Below are 14710 nucleotides of genomic sequence, written 5' to 3' on the forward strand. Positions count from 1 at the left end.
AACATTTATTTTAAGTGCCTTTTTTGTGGATAAAATTATGCTAAGTGGCCTCTTGTAGGGTGTGGTTGTATCTCCGTGAGATCGCCAATTTTAATTGGTTTATTTGTTTCAATACTTTTTCTCGCTGCGATACCAATCAGCACAGACATTATACCGTCACGAATTCCCGCAGCATGCTTGTAGGGATCATCTGCCTGTGGATTTAGGAATAACTTGTCGTGTAACCTTTTATCACCACCACCATGTCCGGCTCGTTCACTCACCACTTGGATGGTTTGGTAATCCTCCCACGTTTTATAAAAAATAAGTGGCTCGCTGATTGTTTCTTGATCTCCAGATTGATTCATTTCTGCGTCATGCAATTCGGACTGGTCTAGCTGCTCATTTTTCATCCATGGAATATCCAACCAAGCTTCTATCCTCCCTTTATGCCCATTAAAGGCAATGCGCCATCCTTCAAATGGGGAATATGTAGTTAATGAATAATTAACGACTGCTTGGTTGGCATACCTTATCTGAGCAGACATCTTATCGTATATATCAATTTCTTTACGGAAGAGACAATTATCCCGTATATAACCGTCGTATTGTTCATTGGCTACATACATCTTCATATCATGCTCATTTTTAGTAATATCCCAATGGTAGTTACATTCACTTTTATGATTGCAGTCGCGGCAGCTTTTACCTCTGAAAGGGCCATTAGCGCCATAGTGCTCTAGCTTACCATACGCAAAGACCTCTTCAGGATCCGAGTCCAGCCACCAATTTAGCAAATCGAAATGATGAGTAGCTTTATGCACCCAAAGCGAGCCACCACCATTCATCAGGCCATGCCATCTTCTAAAATAAGACGCTCCATGGTGCACATTCAGATACCAATTAAAATCTACTGAAGTAATCTCGCCAATAGCTTTTTCTTGTAACAACTCCTTAATTTTCGTCATATATGGCCCCCAACGGTAATTGAAACCGACAATCAGATTTTTGTTGGATTTCTTTTCGGCGGCCAAGATTGCCTTACACTTTTCTTCATCAGTAGTTAACGGCTTCTCAGTCAACACATCACAACCTGCTTCCAGTCCTTTAATAATAAACTCATGATGCGTAGAATCTTTGGTCGTAACAATGACCAAGTCCGGCCCTACTTCCCGTAACATCTTATCAAAATCGGTATAGGTGGGGCAGTTAACGCCCATATACTCCTTCGCATACTGTACACGACCTGGATTAATATCGCAGAGTCCAACAAAGTCCAATTTATCTGGATATTGTTCTACCAAGCGTTTTCCCCAAAAGGAAGTTCCACGAACACCTGTGCCTACCAAAACCAATTTGAGTTTATTTTGGGGCCCGAATCCAACTAAAGGACTTGCTACTGCAGCACCTGCTGCCAACATGCTAATAGAGTAAATAAATGATCTTCTAGAAAAAGAGCTTTCCATTTTGTTGTTTAATTAGTTAGTAGCCATAAACATATTAAACAAAAAGCGCTGTTCTAAAAGATTACAAAAATAAATCTACGCAATCGTTTCCAAGAAAATGCTTATTCCCTTTTTTAGTTATTGTTTTGGGAAACCACTGGCTTTTTTGATCTCCTCAATCTGTGCAGTATGGCGCAGGCTATGTCCAGCAATGTAAAGTAAAAACCGATAAGCATCCGTGTATTCTTTTGCCGGTGTAATTGTAATATGGTTGCGTAGCTCTTCTTCGGGAGTATCATTGATTAAGTCAAGTGTAATATTCCGTTCCTTTTCCAATACGGCCAATTCGTTCTTCAGATTATATGTATTACTTTGCGGCCGTAACATTTCGGGAGCCTCCGCTTTAAAGCTTCGATCTTGCATCATACTTACCACCTGTGCACCTGAGGTTTTTATCTCTCCTCTTTTTTCAGGGTTTGCCGGTTTCGCCAACAAATCTATCACCATATCCCGCAACATCCCTTCGGTTTTAGCGATATGCTCAACACACTGACCGATAGACCAGCTATTGGCGTCTGGTTTAAAATTAAATTGTTCGTCACTTAGTCCATCTATACTTGCCAACAACTGCGCCTTTGCATCATCAAAATAATGCAACAAGGTATCCTTATCATTCACATACAGATTTTTTCCCTTAACTGCTATTGAGCCCGACAGCAGAAAAGCCAATACGAGTATTAAATTTCTCATGGTTTAATAATTTAGTTAAGCTAAGTTAACACTAATTTCAGCATAGATAAAGGGCATTACGCGACAATTTAGGGGTTAAATACGACGTCTCAATCAGCCCAAATCTTCTTCAAAGAAGTAAACAACCAGCATTACCGCTTTGTAAGAACCCATATTTTTTGGTGTATGAGGTATCCGCCCATCAAAAAGCACCGAATCTCCGGCACTCATCCGAACGCTTTCGTCTTCGAAACGATACGCTATTTCCCCAGACAGAATATAGTTATATTCAAGGGCCATCGTTTCTACCATAGGTTTGCTGGCATTTGATTCTAGTTCTAGCAAAACAATATCTACGGTAGATTTTCTAATGTTGCGGGTTAATATACGCTGGTAATGGAAACCTATAGCTTCTCCCTCCTTAAAACAACTGTATTCTTCCTTTTTTTTCAGTAAAATGGTTTTGGTTGTTTTGTTAATACCAATATCTTTAAAAAAAACATTTAGATCAAGATCAAGCGACCGGATAATATCAATAAGCACCACCAGAGACGGAATCACTCGATTGTTTTCTATTTGGGAAATCAAGCCCTTGCTCACAGAAGCCCTATCGGCCAGTTCCTGTACCGTAATACGCTCACTTTTTCGTCGTTCTTTGATCTGGTTCCCTATCTGAATCAGGATATCATCTCTCATCTAAATACATTTGCTGAATCAAAAAATATCAGCACAAACATAGATAAATCGCTTTTTATAAGCAATTTAAAAGAGAATTGTATTGCCATTCAATCGTTTCCGCGCGTAAAAGGGACAAAACGTACCGGGGTGAGAGCCGTTTTCAGCAGCTTGCCCTCTTTCTTTTCCAGCAGCATCAGATTTTGCACATCTGCAGCGGCCCCTATGGGTATAATCATCTTTCCTCCTTCTTTCAGCTGTTCTATTAATGGATCAGGTATCTCTTCTGCCGCAGCCGTTACGATAATAGCGTCGTAGGGGGCTTTTTTTTTATAACCTTGATAGCCGTCTCCTATAATAACATGTACATTATTGTAGCCTAGCTCACGCATCAGTTTTTTAGTTTGTTCACCGAGGTTTTTCACAATTTCAATAGTGTAAACCTCCTGAACTATCTCTCCCAGCACCGCCGCCTGATAACCAGACCCAGCTCCAATTTCCAACACCCGATATCCTTTTTTGGGAGCAAGCAGCTGAGTCATTTCAGCAACAATAAATGGTTGGGAAATTGTCTGCCCATACCCAATGGGCAGAGGAGTATCTTCATAAGCTCGCTTTCGGTGTGCAGCAGGTACGAATAAGTGTCGTTCTACTTTACGCATGGTATTGAGGGTTAGATTATGCGTAATTCCGCGAGACTCTATTTGAGAACGAACCATGTTTTCGCGTAGGCGCTTAAAGTCTTGCGATTCTGTAGTAGGAGAAACCCACATGGCCAGTAATATTGATAGAAACTGTTTCATAATATCAACCCTTTATCTTTCTGGTTCTCCAAAAGGTACTACTAATTTACAAAAAAATTTAAAATAACCAGACTTACTTCACTCTAGAAAAATTATAGTAAACTTCTGTTAATTAGCCATCAAAGATGGAGCCGACAACCCAAGGTTCCAAATAATTAAGATAAGTAGTAAAAATTAAAAAGCAATTAAACATGGAATCATTAAGCATCACAAATTCAGAACTAAAAGAGCTTAGCTCAGTCGAGTTGGACGAAGTTTCAGGAGGAACTTATTATGAAGCATACAGACATTCTATGGGAGGAGGTCTTTATCTATCAGTGTTTACGTTCGACAACAACGGTAACATAACAGACATTACCATCATGCCCGATCCATTTGGAGAATAAGCAGGTTCTACACCTAACGTCGTAAAAAGTCTTTTTAGGAACGATAGGAAGAGGTGTTGGGATCACCTCTTCCTTGTATGACCATCAGACATACCCCAAAACAACTGACAGTTTGTTCTTTTGTTAACCATGAGATGAACTGTACCTTCCCCATACTCCATGGCAAAGTTTAAAGTCAAAACTTTAACGTATTTGCGTTACTTTTCTTCAGTTCAGCGACACATACTATAAACGGGACGTACTCTCAATAAAATCAATTAAGTTTGTATATGGCTTATTTACTTTCCTTGTTACCTATTTTTTCCTTGCTGGTACTGTCCTTAACAAAGGGGGTAAAGACTGCGGTAATGTTCACCTGTGTACTCACCGTATTGTTGTTTTTTTACTGGGGTGCCGGTTTCGCTCGTTTTTTTGCAGGACTGAGTGTTAGTGCGTTAACAACTTTAAATATATTAATGATTGTTTTAGGTGCAACATTCTTGTACAACATCATGTCTCACACCGGCATGATTGATAAGATAAGTCACTCACTAGACGATTTGAGTAATTCGCGCGCTATCCGCTTTTTTATTGTTGCTTTTGGCCTCACCTCTTTTTTTGAAGGTGTGGCAGGTTTTGGAACTCCAGGAGCCATCGTACCACTCATTCTTATCGCCATGGGATACGAACCTATGCGTTCAATCGCAGCGGTGTTGTTATTTGACTGCCTTTTCTCCTTATTTGGTGCTGTGGGTACTCCCATTATCAGTGGCCTTCAACACCCGCTTCAACTTAGCTACATCACTATTCAGCATGTTAGTTTCTGTGCCTCCGTACTCATTTCACTAGCAGGCCTGGTGCTCATTTTTCTCATTTTTCATAAAGATAGAAAAAAAATGTTTATCGAAGCCAACATAGGTTATGCTAGGCTATATCTATTGTACACGTTTTTTGTTATCCCATTTTGTGTGTCTGCTTGGTTTGCTCCAGAATTAGCGTCTGTTATCGGCGCCTTATCTATGTTGTTCTTCTCCTTTTTATATCTCCGAAAAGCCAATACCAAAATTAATTTCACGCCTTGGGTGCCATATGCTTTGCTTGCTTTACTCCTATTACTTCCAAAAGTGGTACCGCGCTTACGCAATTGGTTAGTAATAGATATACATTTCAACAACATTTTAGACACTGGAATCAACGGTAGTCTTCAGCCGCTTTTATCGCCATTGTTTCCTTTTATCCTCGTTGGCTTGTGCGTGATATTTTATAAAAAAAGCACCTCATTACATCTAAGACCATTATTCATAAAAATTTGGAATGTTTCCCTTGTACTATATCCATCCATCGTTATTGCCCAGCTCATGATCATATCCGGTGTACAACAACCCTCAATGGTACAAAATTTAGCCACTATGATGAGCCAATTGGGCGATGTCTATCCAATATTTGCTCCATTCATTGGCATGGTAGGCACATTCATCACAGGCAGTACCACCTTATCTAATATAGTGTTCGCGCCATCACAACTTGAAGCTGCACATAAACTGCTTATCGATGAACAGACCGTCCTTTCACTCCAGCTGAGCGGGGCAAGTGCCGGAAATGGGATTTGTTTGTTCAACATCATTGCCGCGGCCTCAATAGCAGGCATTCAGAACTACAGAGCTATCCTTACAGACAATATAATCCCCACCTTATGGATGGGGGCAGTGATTGGTTTGATAGGTTTCGGCTTAATATACGTTGCTTAAAAGGTAAAAGGTAAAAACCTTACCAAAACCCGTTAAAAATTTGAGATCGAGTTTTTTTTTCCCAACTTAGAAAAGAAATACTTTATTCATCTCAAAATAGCACATATGAAAGTCGTTTTTTACAGTTCGAAAGCTTATGATATTGATTTTTTCAAAAAAAGTCCTTTCGGTGAGCAGCATCAGTTGAATTTCCTAGAAGTTCAACTTAACACCCAAACAGCAGTTTTGGCACAAGGTCATGACACTGTCTGTGTATTTGTGAACGACATTGTCAATGCAGAAGTCATTCAAATATTAGCCGATCAGGGAGTCAAACTTATAGCGCTACGCTGCGCAGGTTTTAACAATGTAGACCTCGATATGGCTCAGTCATTAGGCCTCAAGGTAGTACGGGTACCTGCCTATTCACCCTATTCGGTAGCAGAGCATACACTTGCTCTTATCCTCACGCTTAACCGTAAAACCCACCGCGCTTTCAATCGTGTACGAGAGGGCAATTTTTCCTTGCACGGACTGATGGGCTTTGACTTAAATGGAAAAACAGTAGGACTTATCGGTCTAGGCAAAATAGGTTTGGTCACGGCGAAGATTTTGACCGGCTTTGGATGTCGTGTATTAGGATATGATATCAATACCAGCGAGGAAGTAGAGCAACTAGGCATAGAATTTTCCACACTAGATGACATATATTCCGAAGCAGATATCATCTCCCTGCATTGCCCACTCACTCCGCAAACTTACCATTTAATCAATAAGGATGTAATCAACAAACTAAAAAAGGGAGCTATGCTTATCAATACCAGCAGGGGAGCATTAGTTGATACAAAAGCTGTAATTGAGGCACTGAAGTCTGGGCAGATAGGTCACCTTGGTTTAGACGTTTATGAGGAAGAAGAGCACCTATTCTTCGAAGATCTTTCGGAAACGGTTATTCAGGATGATGTATTTATGCGTTTACTTTCTTTCAATAACGTACTGATAACTGGGCATCAGGCGTTTCTTACGAGTAATGCCTTAAGCAACATTGCAGACACCTCCTTGCAGAACATCAGTGCTTTTGAAGAAGGCAATGAATTGGTAAATGAGGTGAAAATCTAATGATATCGTTAATAAACTTAATTATGCTTCATTGAAGTATTTCGTATATAACATCCCAATAATACGCCAACTTGCTCCAGTGAAATTACCAGACCAGACTGACGTTCATTATCCGTTGATTTGGATACATTCCAGATCAAGTAAATCATTCGACTACAAGAGGATCAACTTTTACTTAAAGAACTACTTCCTATTCAATTAAGTTTTCTTTTTTAACCTTTCAACTGAATATAAATACTAATAGCTTCTTCTATTTCTTAATCGCACTACTGACATAAACACTAAATAACACAAAATAAATCGTTTTAGTTAAAACAATATCTTCTCTTTTGTGTTCGTTATGAAGTTATTATTAATGGTTATTCTAATTTTAGGAAACAACCATTTTAACCAATTATAACACCAGTTGGACATAAATTTATAATGCTTAAGATATCCGGCATCATTAAATTTTACTATTGAAAATAGTTTCATTTTTAAAAAGGCAATTATCCATTTATTTATAAACACTTAGTAAAATGAGAAATTCAACATTTATTTCACTGATCACCGTCCTATTTTCGTCCTTTATTATGTTATCCTGTAGCAAAGACATCGCAGAAGAGAAGACCTTCAACGAAAAGTTTGCATTTAAGGCTGGCAAAGCAGGCGATATTCCGATGTTTTTAACCCGAGCAGACACTTTAATGAGTTCTATCACCACGTTGTACTTAGACGGTATGCCTCGAGACATCTGGAGTTCTAATTATCCGCGCACCGACGGGTATTGGGATGGAGCGGCAGTTATCTGGGGGCATGGGGCAGCTTTTTCCGGATATGCAGCGCTAAGGGAAGCCGCGGAAGGATTTCCAGCATACAAGTCCCGCTATGAATCAGACTATGACGATCGGTTATTAACCGCCATTGACCAATTTCGAAACACCCGAGACGGCGGTGCAGAGGCCTACGCCGTTTATCCGGGAGATGGTGACGAACGCTATTTTGACGATAATATCTGGATAGGGATAGACATGTTAGATTTGTATGAGTTGACAAATGACAGCAAGTACCTAGACCGTGCCGAACTCGTTTGGAATTTCATATTAACAGGTACCGATGATATTATGGGTGGTGGCGTTTATTGGAAAGAAGGCAGTATGTCCAAGCACACTTGTTCAACTGCGCCAGCAGCAGTATTGGCTGCAAAATTATACCTAGCAACTAATGAGGAGCATTATTTAACAAGTGCAGAAGACCTGTATGCATGGTGTAAAGAGATGCTGCAAGATCCCAATGATTACCTTTATTGGGATAACGTTCGTCTGTCGGATGAAGATGATCCGGATTCTGAGATCATCGTATCCGAGGAAAAATACACTTACAATTCGGGCCAACCCATACAAGCGGCGTCTCTTTTATATACCATTACACAAGACCCACAATACCTAACTGATGCTCAAAACATCGCAGAAGCAGCTTATAATAAATGGTTTATCTCTTTTCAGTCAGATATTTTAGGCGAGACCTTTCAGGTTTTAGAGCCCGGGCATGTATGGTTTCAGGCTATTATGTTCAGAGGTTACATAGAGTTATACAAAATAGATCATAATAGAACCTATATAACCGCCTATGAAAAAACATTGACCCATGCCTGGCTATCCGATTGCCGTAATGAAGAAACTCATCTGTTAAATGGCGACTTTAGAGGTGGCACCAATCAAGACAGCTGGGAAATACTTCATGAAGGAGCTTGTGTGGAAATGCTGGCACGTTTAGCCGCTCTCGAACGCGACGGTATGTAGACTAAACCCACTATGATATCAATAAATATACATCAGTGCTTATGCTATAGCACTGATGTATATTTATTTTCTTTTTATTCTTTTTTGATTCCAAATTATCAGAACCAGATGATGGGGTTCCGCACCGGCAAGTTCCTAATCACTTCCTCCACATCCGGGTTATGCTCAAGATCGCGCCACACATCAAACCATGTTATCTCATCAAAAGCATTGGCTGCAAACAACAAAGCAGGTTGTGCCATGGGCCAGTTCTCCCAGTACATGACATCTTTGTCTAATGGCCACGTTTCTTTATTCTCGATATATGGAAACATAAATTCCACTCCCTTCCTGATCGACCTGCCATCTTCCAATGTATATTTCCACAGGTTATCTTCGGGTGTACTTAATATTTGACATATCATGACCATGGCATCCAAATTAAACAAGGAGTAGCCATAAGGTTTGGTGCGAGCCAGCTCTCTTAGAAAGCTGCCGTCTTTATCCATTTGATCCGGCAGCAATAAGGTTTTATAGCGGTTACGACAAAAGTCGAGCAACTCTTCATTACCTACCAATCTAGCAAATGCCGAAACCTGCATGACCCAACAAGTACCATGATTGTTCTCGGCATTCATCTCATCTTTGCCATAAGGATGCTGAGTTAGCCATTGCAAGTAAGCAGAAAACCATTCTTTAATGGGTTCTAATTGCGTAGATGGAAAAATCTGAGCCTCTTTCATTACAAGGACACCCTGCGCCACCTCCATCAGGTGAATGGTATCGATAATACCTATCCCCCTTCCGGTAAATCGTCCCTTAATCGCCTGAGCATACTGTAAATGCGGATTCATAAGCGTTTCCTGATTTATAAACCAAGCATCTAGGTGTTTAAGCGCATGTATTACATATTTTTCATCTTTAGTAATTTTGTAGGCCGAAGCCAAGGCCCCTATAATCTGGCTAAATCGAATCATCGCCTGACGATGTGCAACAAAGTTTTCCGGATTGGTCATGCCATCTCGCTGCATATATGGCCCATCCAGATAAGCAGGATCTGGCCACCAATAATCGCCTTCAGAAAAGAAATCATGTTTTCCACCGCCACTTCTTGGCGACTGCGTGGCCGTTACGGTAATAGGCGCTTGCTGTAAGGCCCATTGTGCTTGCTTAAGTATTTGTTCATGCAGCAATTGTGCTGCAGGCCTTTCAAACGGGGCATCATACCTGTCGAATGTGCACGACAATATGGTTGCGACAGCGCAAAAAGCAAAATAAAAAAGGTACCTAATCCCAATAAAGGTCATAACTATTTATTTCTCATTTAAGGTTATCATTGCGGTAGGTAAATCATCCGATTGAACACTTGCGACGCACTCCGTTCCATTGAGACGCACCTTTATCATGGCCCTTCCATTATAGAGCTGCACTTTCCGCGAGCCATTGGAAGTCCCCTGATTATCAATCAATTTACCATCACCTATAGTTTCGAAAACCACCCAATTTTGAGCATCAAGGCAGATTGCGCCCTCAGCATCCAATAAGGTCACTTGAATGCTAGCCATATCGCCCTCCTGATCAACTTGTTCCAATAACATGCGCTCAGGCCTTTCCCACTTTGCTGTTTGATAATACTGCGTAAATTCATCGTCCACCGTCTCCTCTCCTTTTTTTGCCACCGCCTTGATATGATTCTCTCCATCCTTAAACTGTATCATCCAACGCAGGCCTGCGGCAGGAAAATCTTGCGTGTTTCTTTTTTTACTTCCAAGGCTTTTACCGTTCACAAAGAGTTCCACTTCCGATGCGTTGGAATACACTTTAACCATTTTCTCTTCATCTGCGCTACCCCATCTGGTTGGCCAAGAATGCCCATAGATATGCACCATAGGCTTTTCTGTCCAATACGATTGGAACACGTAGTAAGCTTCCTTTTTTTCAAAGTTACGTTCAACCACGCCTTTTTGATTAACATATGGTACGGGGTTATCCGGCCTAACCGGGGTGGAGAAATCTTTAAAGGGCCAATAAGCTGTACCGGTAAGCCAAGGCATTGTTTTCTGTTCCTTTAAATGCCAATCAATTAAGTTACAGATATAACTTTCACTCCAATCGCCATCTTTCGAAACCCTCGCTGCCCCACCGTATAGGGAAGCATCGCCAGCCCGTTCATCTGTGCCACTGCCTCCGGCAACCTCTGCAAGCACCTTATCAGGATTTTCAGCATGCCTTCCGGCATGGCTATCTCCTCCCCACTCTACATGTAGGAAATGATTTACTTGCCGCATTTCTTCTTCAGAAGACTCCTTGTAATCGGTGTACTGTCCTCGATACCACCCTGCCCAAATAGAAGGAGAATAAACATCGACAATATCCTTACAAAAGTCACATCTTCTGATAGCCGTTTTTCTGGTCGGATCCAGACGATGTGACAGATCGTTCAGTTCTGCCATGAATACCCTAATTTTCTCTTTGTCAAAAACCGAAAAATCACCTGGCCAATCGTTCTCATTTCCCAAGCCCCAAATAATAATCGAGGGGTGGTTATAATGTTGTTCAATCATGTTGGTAAGCATACGCTTCGCCTGCTCTTGATAAGCGCTTCCGCCAAGGCCGCCCCGGCACCAGGGAATTTCTTCCCAAACCAATATCCCGAGGCTATCACATGCATTCAACACCTCTCTCGATTGTTGATAATGTCCTAAACGAATAAAGTTAACGCCCATCTCTTTCATCATAAGCATTTCCTGCCTGATCATGGAATCCGTCATCGCTGCCCCCACACCAGCGTGGTCTTCATGCCGATGTGTACCACGTAACAGTAAACGTTTTCCATTTAAATAGAATGGGCCTTTTTCTTTAAACGCCACATGACGGAAACCTATTTTTTCCCGATGCACATAAATATCACTACCTGCTTTCGCTGTCACCACGAGTGTATATCGTTCCGGAACGTCAGGATGCCATAGGGTAGGCTTGTTGATAAGCAATTCGCCGATAGCTAGATCGCCGTTCAAATCTGTAAACCCTTTTGTCAATTGTGCCACCTCTTTCCCTGCTGGATCTAACAACGTCACATCAACTGCAACATTTTGATGATCAGCATAATTCACCAGGCGTGTTTTCACATAAACTTTCCCTTCTTTCCCTTTATCATCTACCTTCGCTTCCGCAAAAACCCCGTCAACAAACAGCTGGGGAACATACCTTAAATTCAAGTGTCTGTAAATACCCCCATAAAGATTGAAATCAGATAAATCTGAGGGTATCATTTCCAAATCTCTCGAATTATCCACCTTGATGGCAATCGGAATTTCGCCGTTAAATTGCTTAGTACATATGGGATTTTCCTTAAATGCCTCAACGGCCTCCGTAATATCTACGCTCCACTCATCATAACCACCGGTATGTTCACCAACCTTAGTGGTATATACAAATACCTCGGTTTTTTGTCCAACTCCTTCGAAATGGAGCAATATACGTCCATTCTCATAGGGATTATCGATTGGCAAGCGTTTACGGTACCAGCCTGGCCCCTGGTAATAATTCATACCAGGGTCTACAGCATCTTCCGCGTTAAAACAATGCGGAAGATCAACGGTTTGCCATATAGGAACAGACTCGGGGTCTCCTTTTCCTACGGGTCTAACCGCTTCCCATATACCTCCCAGGTCGCTTCTTAGAAAGTCCCACTGTGTATTTATTCTTACCGATTGCTGTGCCCACGTTAAGTTAAAAAATCCGATAATAAATAGTAAAGGCAATAAACGAAATGTGCTTTTGAACATAAATGTTTTATTGGTTAAATGAATTAAAATCATCGATTTTTTCGTCGCAATTTTGAAAACATCTTTATAGAGGGAATATATAAAATATCTAAACAAAAAAGAATGGAACAGGGAGAAAATCATTAACTTTTTTGGAATAAAAAATAGCTTTATTGAATATGGTTACGTTAAACAGCCAATACTACCCGTTACACCTGTAAACGAAAGCCCCCAACCGGGGAGATCGGGGGCTTTACTAACCAATTATAAACCTAAATTATGAATGATTCAAATATATGCGTTTACTGGCATCCTTTAAAAAAGTTAACATTTTTTAACAAAAAAGCGCATTCAAATGTAATGTTTTTGTTAAAAACACTAAATAATATGTGTTAACGGCTTGGGAAAAAACGCATAATTCTCCATGCCAATTCCCGGACATGTGTAAAATCTATTTCTTTCCACCTTCCACCTCAAGGCATAACTTTATGGATCATATTTTATCATGCCTTGTTAACTTACTATACATATACTACGATTTTTTAATTTTATTATCACCTAAAAATAATATAACAACATTCCGCTTCTTTTTTTGAAAAATCTTTTGAAAACTGTCACTTATAGCGGCTAAAAAATCGGATATTCGAGCAGTACTTACATTTTTGATTTACAACGATGGGAATAACGAAAGAAAATCCAGATCTGAACATTGCTGTGCTTATTGACGCCGATAATGTTTCGAGCACGAAGATAGAAGGTATTTTAGATGAAGTAAAACGGCATGGGACACCGTCTATCAAAAGAATTTACGGTGATTGGACGAGTGCTTACGTATCGGGCTGGAAAGCTCCGTTGCTCACTCATGCCATTACTCCCATCCAGCAATACAGCTATACCAGTGGAAAAAATTCAACGGATTCAGCATTAATTATCGACGCTATGGACATTCTCCACACGCAGCAGATTGATGGATTTTGTATCGTATCCAGCGATAGTGATTTTACCCGGCTAGCTATTCGTTTGAGAGAATCAGGAAAAGTTGTGTTAGGAATAGGACAAAAGAAAACGCCAAAGCCGTTTATTGCTGCTTGCGATAAATTCATCTATATTGAAATTCTTGGTGATGGCCGTAACGAAACAGCGGCGGCAAGCACCGAAATTCCCGAAAAGGATAAAGACAGTGATCATATCGAAAAAGGTACGCTGCGTCCCACGGATACGGAAACCATAAGCAACAACTTTATCAAGCTTCTACGAAATACCATTGATGATGTAGCTGACGAAAGCGGCTGGGCGTCTTTGGCAGAGTTGGGGGCACTATTGAATAAACGCAAGCCTGATTTCGATCCCCGAATTTACGGATTTAGCAAATTAACGCCCTTTTTTAAATCGCTCAGCAAGCATTTCGACATAGAGGAGAAAAACGTTGAAAATTCAAAGATCAAACATGTTTACATTAAAAATAAAGAAAGTAAAAAACCTATAAGAATTAAGCGGAAATTATCAAATAAGTAATCCTTTTCTAAGTTAACTATCGTCAGGATGAATAAATATACAGAGCAAATATTACACGAAAGCAAAACATTCGAGCATATAAATTATGCTGAACAACGACTAGAAAATCGAGAGTTTATTAATTGTACGTTTATCCGTTGTAACTTTAATAAGAGCAATCTTGGTAACAACGATTTTGTTGACTGTCATTTCAAGTATTGCGATTTCTCACTCACTATACTTCATCACACTGGTTTCAGCGATGTTGTTTTCACCGAGTGCAAAATACTTGGAGTAGATTTTACGATAGTCAACAAATTTATGTTTTCTTTTGCATTTAACAATTGTTACCTGGATTACAGCTTATTTACCGCTTCCAAACTCAAAAACACCAATTTTATAAATTGCTCATTGAAGGAAGTAGATTTTTCGGAGGCAGATTTATCAGGTTCAACCTTCAATAATTGTAGTCTCTTAGGCGCAAAATTCTTCCATACCATTCTTGAAAAGGCAGATTTCAGAACCGCACAGCATTTTGCCATTGATGTTGAAACCAATCGAATGAAGAAAGCCAAGTTTTCCAATTTAAGCCTTTCAGGACTGCTATACAAATATCAGTTGGATATATCCGACGATTAACTGATCATTCAATTTCACCACAAAAGGAGAGACAGGCAAACCTTCTTCATTATATAAGTTTGCATTTCCCAGATTGCCGACCCATGCGTAGCGTACCATCGTAGACTTATCACTATTGCTTCATCCACTGAAGCCCAGTCCCGGCTCTCCAGTTCGCTATTGCGCTGTAATACCATGCCATTACCGTTCAGTGAACGTAGATAAATGT

At 40.3% G+C, this 14710-nt stretch carries 12 protein-coding genes; 6 read left to right on the forward strand and 6 right to left on the reverse strand.

The features are described 5' to 3' along the window. Window positions 1-35: 35 nt before the first annotated feature. The 4 genes from H8S90_RS00800 to H8S90_RS00815 form a co-directional block, all read right to left on the reverse strand. Window positions 36-1445 (reverse strand): Gfo/Idh/MocA family oxidoreductase, encoded by a 1410-nt coding sequence (locus tag H8S90_RS00800; protein ID WP_187340767.1) that lies wholly within the window; start codon window positions 1443-1445, stop codon window positions 36-38. 117 nt (window positions 1446-1562) lie between these two features. Further along, window positions 1563-2174 carry a DinB family protein gene (locus H8S90_RS00805; protein ID WP_187340768.1) on the reverse strand — a complete coding sequence of 204 codons (612 nt, stop codon included), beginning with the start codon at window positions 2172-2174 and terminating at the stop codon, window positions 1563-1565. Window positions 2175-2267: 93 nt separating this feature from the next. After that, the gene (locus H8S90_RS00810) at window positions 2268-2849 is read right to left on the reverse strand and encodes a helix-turn-helix domain-containing protein (RefSeq protein WP_187340769.1); all 582 of its coding nucleotides are present in this window, start codon (window positions 2847-2849) and stop codon (window positions 2268-2270) included. A gap of 89 nt (window positions 2850-2938) precedes the next feature. Beyond that, window positions 2939-3631 carry a protein-L-isoaspartate(D-aspartate) O-methyltransferase gene (locus H8S90_RS00815; RefSeq protein ID WP_187340770.1) on the reverse strand — a complete coding sequence of 231 codons (693 nt, stop codon included), beginning with the start codon at window positions 3629-3631 and terminating at the stop codon, window positions 2939-2941. 191 nt (window positions 3632-3822) lie between these two features. On the opposite strand from H8S90_RS00815, the gene H8S90_RS00820 reads away from it, so the two are divergent. The 4 genes from H8S90_RS00820 to H8S90_RS00835 all read left to right on the forward strand — a co-directional run bounded on the left by H8S90_RS00820 (window position 3823) and on the right by H8S90_RS00835 (window position 8623). Next, window positions 3823-4017: a hypothetical protein gene (locus tag H8S90_RS00820; RefSeq protein WP_187340771.1), complete on the forward strand. Its 195-nt coding sequence runs from the start codon at window positions 3823-3825 to the stop codon at window positions 4015-4017. Between the two features lie 269 nt (window positions 4018-4286). Next, window positions 4287-5744, forward strand: coding sequence for an L-lactate permease (locus H8S90_RS00825; RefSeq protein WP_187340772.1), 1458 nt, complete (start codon window positions 4287-4289; stop codon window positions 5742-5744). Window positions 5745-5849: 105 nt separating this feature from the next. Then, complete coding sequence (locus tag H8S90_RS00830) at window positions 5850-6842, forward strand: 2-hydroxyacid dehydrogenase (protein WP_187340773.1); 993 nt, start codon at window positions 5850-5852, stop codon at window positions 6840-6842. Window positions 6843-7360: 518 nt separating this feature from the next. Further along, a complete protein-coding gene (locus H8S90_RS00835; protein ID WP_187340774.1) occupies window positions 7361-8623 on the forward strand; it encodes a glycoside hydrolase family 76 protein in 1263 nt (420 codons plus the stop codon). A 98-nt stretch (window positions 8624-8721) separates the two neighbouring features. Here H8S90_RS00835 and H8S90_RS00840 read toward each other — a convergent pair whose 3' ends face one another. Beyond that, window positions 8722-9909 carry an alginate lyase family protein gene (locus tag H8S90_RS00840; protein ID WP_187340775.1) on the reverse strand — a complete coding sequence of 396 codons (1188 nt, stop codon included), beginning with the start codon at window positions 9907-9909 and terminating at the stop codon, window positions 8722-8724. 6 nt (window positions 9910-9915) lie between these two features. Further along, a complete protein-coding gene (locus H8S90_RS00845) occupies window positions 9916-12390 on the reverse strand; it encodes a glycoside hydrolase family 2 TIM barrel-domain containing protein (RefSeq protein WP_187340776.1) in 2475 nt (824 codons plus the stop codon). 654 nt (window positions 12391-13044) lie between these two features. Between H8S90_RS00845 and H8S90_RS00850 the strand changes: the two genes are divergently transcribed. Both H8S90_RS00850 and H8S90_RS00855 read left to right on the forward strand, forming a co-directional pair. Beyond that, window positions 13045-13884, forward strand: coding sequence for an NYN domain-containing protein (locus tag H8S90_RS00850; protein WP_187340777.1), 840 nt, complete (start codon window positions 13045-13047; stop codon window positions 13882-13884). Between the two features lie 27 nt (window positions 13885-13911). Further along, complete coding sequence (locus H8S90_RS00855) at window positions 13912-14502, forward strand: pentapeptide repeat-containing protein (RefSeq protein WP_187340778.1); 591 nt, start codon at window positions 13912-13914, stop codon at window positions 14500-14502. Window positions 14503-14710 lie beyond the last annotated feature (208 nt).

Origin of the sequence: Olivibacter sp. SDN3, assembly GCF_014334135.1 — a bacterium.
Lineage (GTDB): Bacteria > Bacteroidota > Bacteroidia > Sphingobacteriales > Sphingobacteriaceae > Olivibacter.

Excerpts from the sequence above, each read along its gene's own strand:
- H8S90_RS00800 (WP_187340767.1), bottom strand. The coding sequence starts at position 1,445 with ATGGAAAGCTCTTTTTCTAGAAGATCATTTATTTACTCTATTAGCATG.
- H8S90_RS00805 (WP_187340768.1), bottom strand. The coding sequence starts at position 2,174 with ATGAGAAATTTAATACTCGTATTGGCTTTTCTGCTGTCGGGCTCAATA.
- H8S90_RS00810 (WP_187340769.1), bottom strand. The coding sequence starts at position 2,849 with ATGAGAGATGATATCCTGATTCAGATAGGGAACCAGATCAAAGAACGA.
- H8S90_RS00815 (WP_187340770.1), bottom strand. The coding sequence starts at position 3,631 with ATGAAACAGTTTCTATCAATATTACTGGCCATGTGGGTTTCTCCTACT.
- H8S90_RS00820 (WP_187340771.1), top strand. The coding sequence starts at position 3,823 with ATGGAATCATTAAGCATCACAAATTCAGAACTAAAAGAGCTTAGCTCA.
- H8S90_RS00825 (WP_187340772.1), top strand. The coding sequence starts at position 4,287 with ATGGCTTATTTACTTTCCTTGTTACCTATTTTTTCCTTGCTGGTACTG.
- H8S90_RS00830 (WP_187340773.1), top strand. The coding sequence starts at position 5,850 with ATGAAAGTCGTTTTTTACAGTTCGAAAGCTTATGATATTGATTTTTTC.
- H8S90_RS00835 (WP_187340774.1), top strand. The coding sequence starts at position 7,361 with ATGAGAAATTCAACATTTATTTCACTGATCACCGTCCTATTTTCGTCC.
- H8S90_RS00840 (WP_187340775.1), bottom strand. The coding sequence starts at position 9,909 with ATGACCTTTATTGGGATTAGGTACCTTTTTTATTTTGCTTTTTGCGCT.
- H8S90_RS00845 (WP_187340776.1), bottom strand. The coding sequence starts at position 12,390 with ATGTTCAAAAGCACATTTCGTTTATTGCCTTTACTATTTATTATCGGA.
- H8S90_RS00850 (WP_187340777.1), top strand. The coding sequence starts at position 13,045 with ATGGGAATAACGAAAGAAAATCCAGATCTGAACATTGCTGTGCTTATT.
- H8S90_RS00855 (WP_187340778.1), top strand. The coding sequence starts at position 13,912 with ATGAATAAATATACAGAGCAAATATTACACGAAAGCAAAACATTCGAG.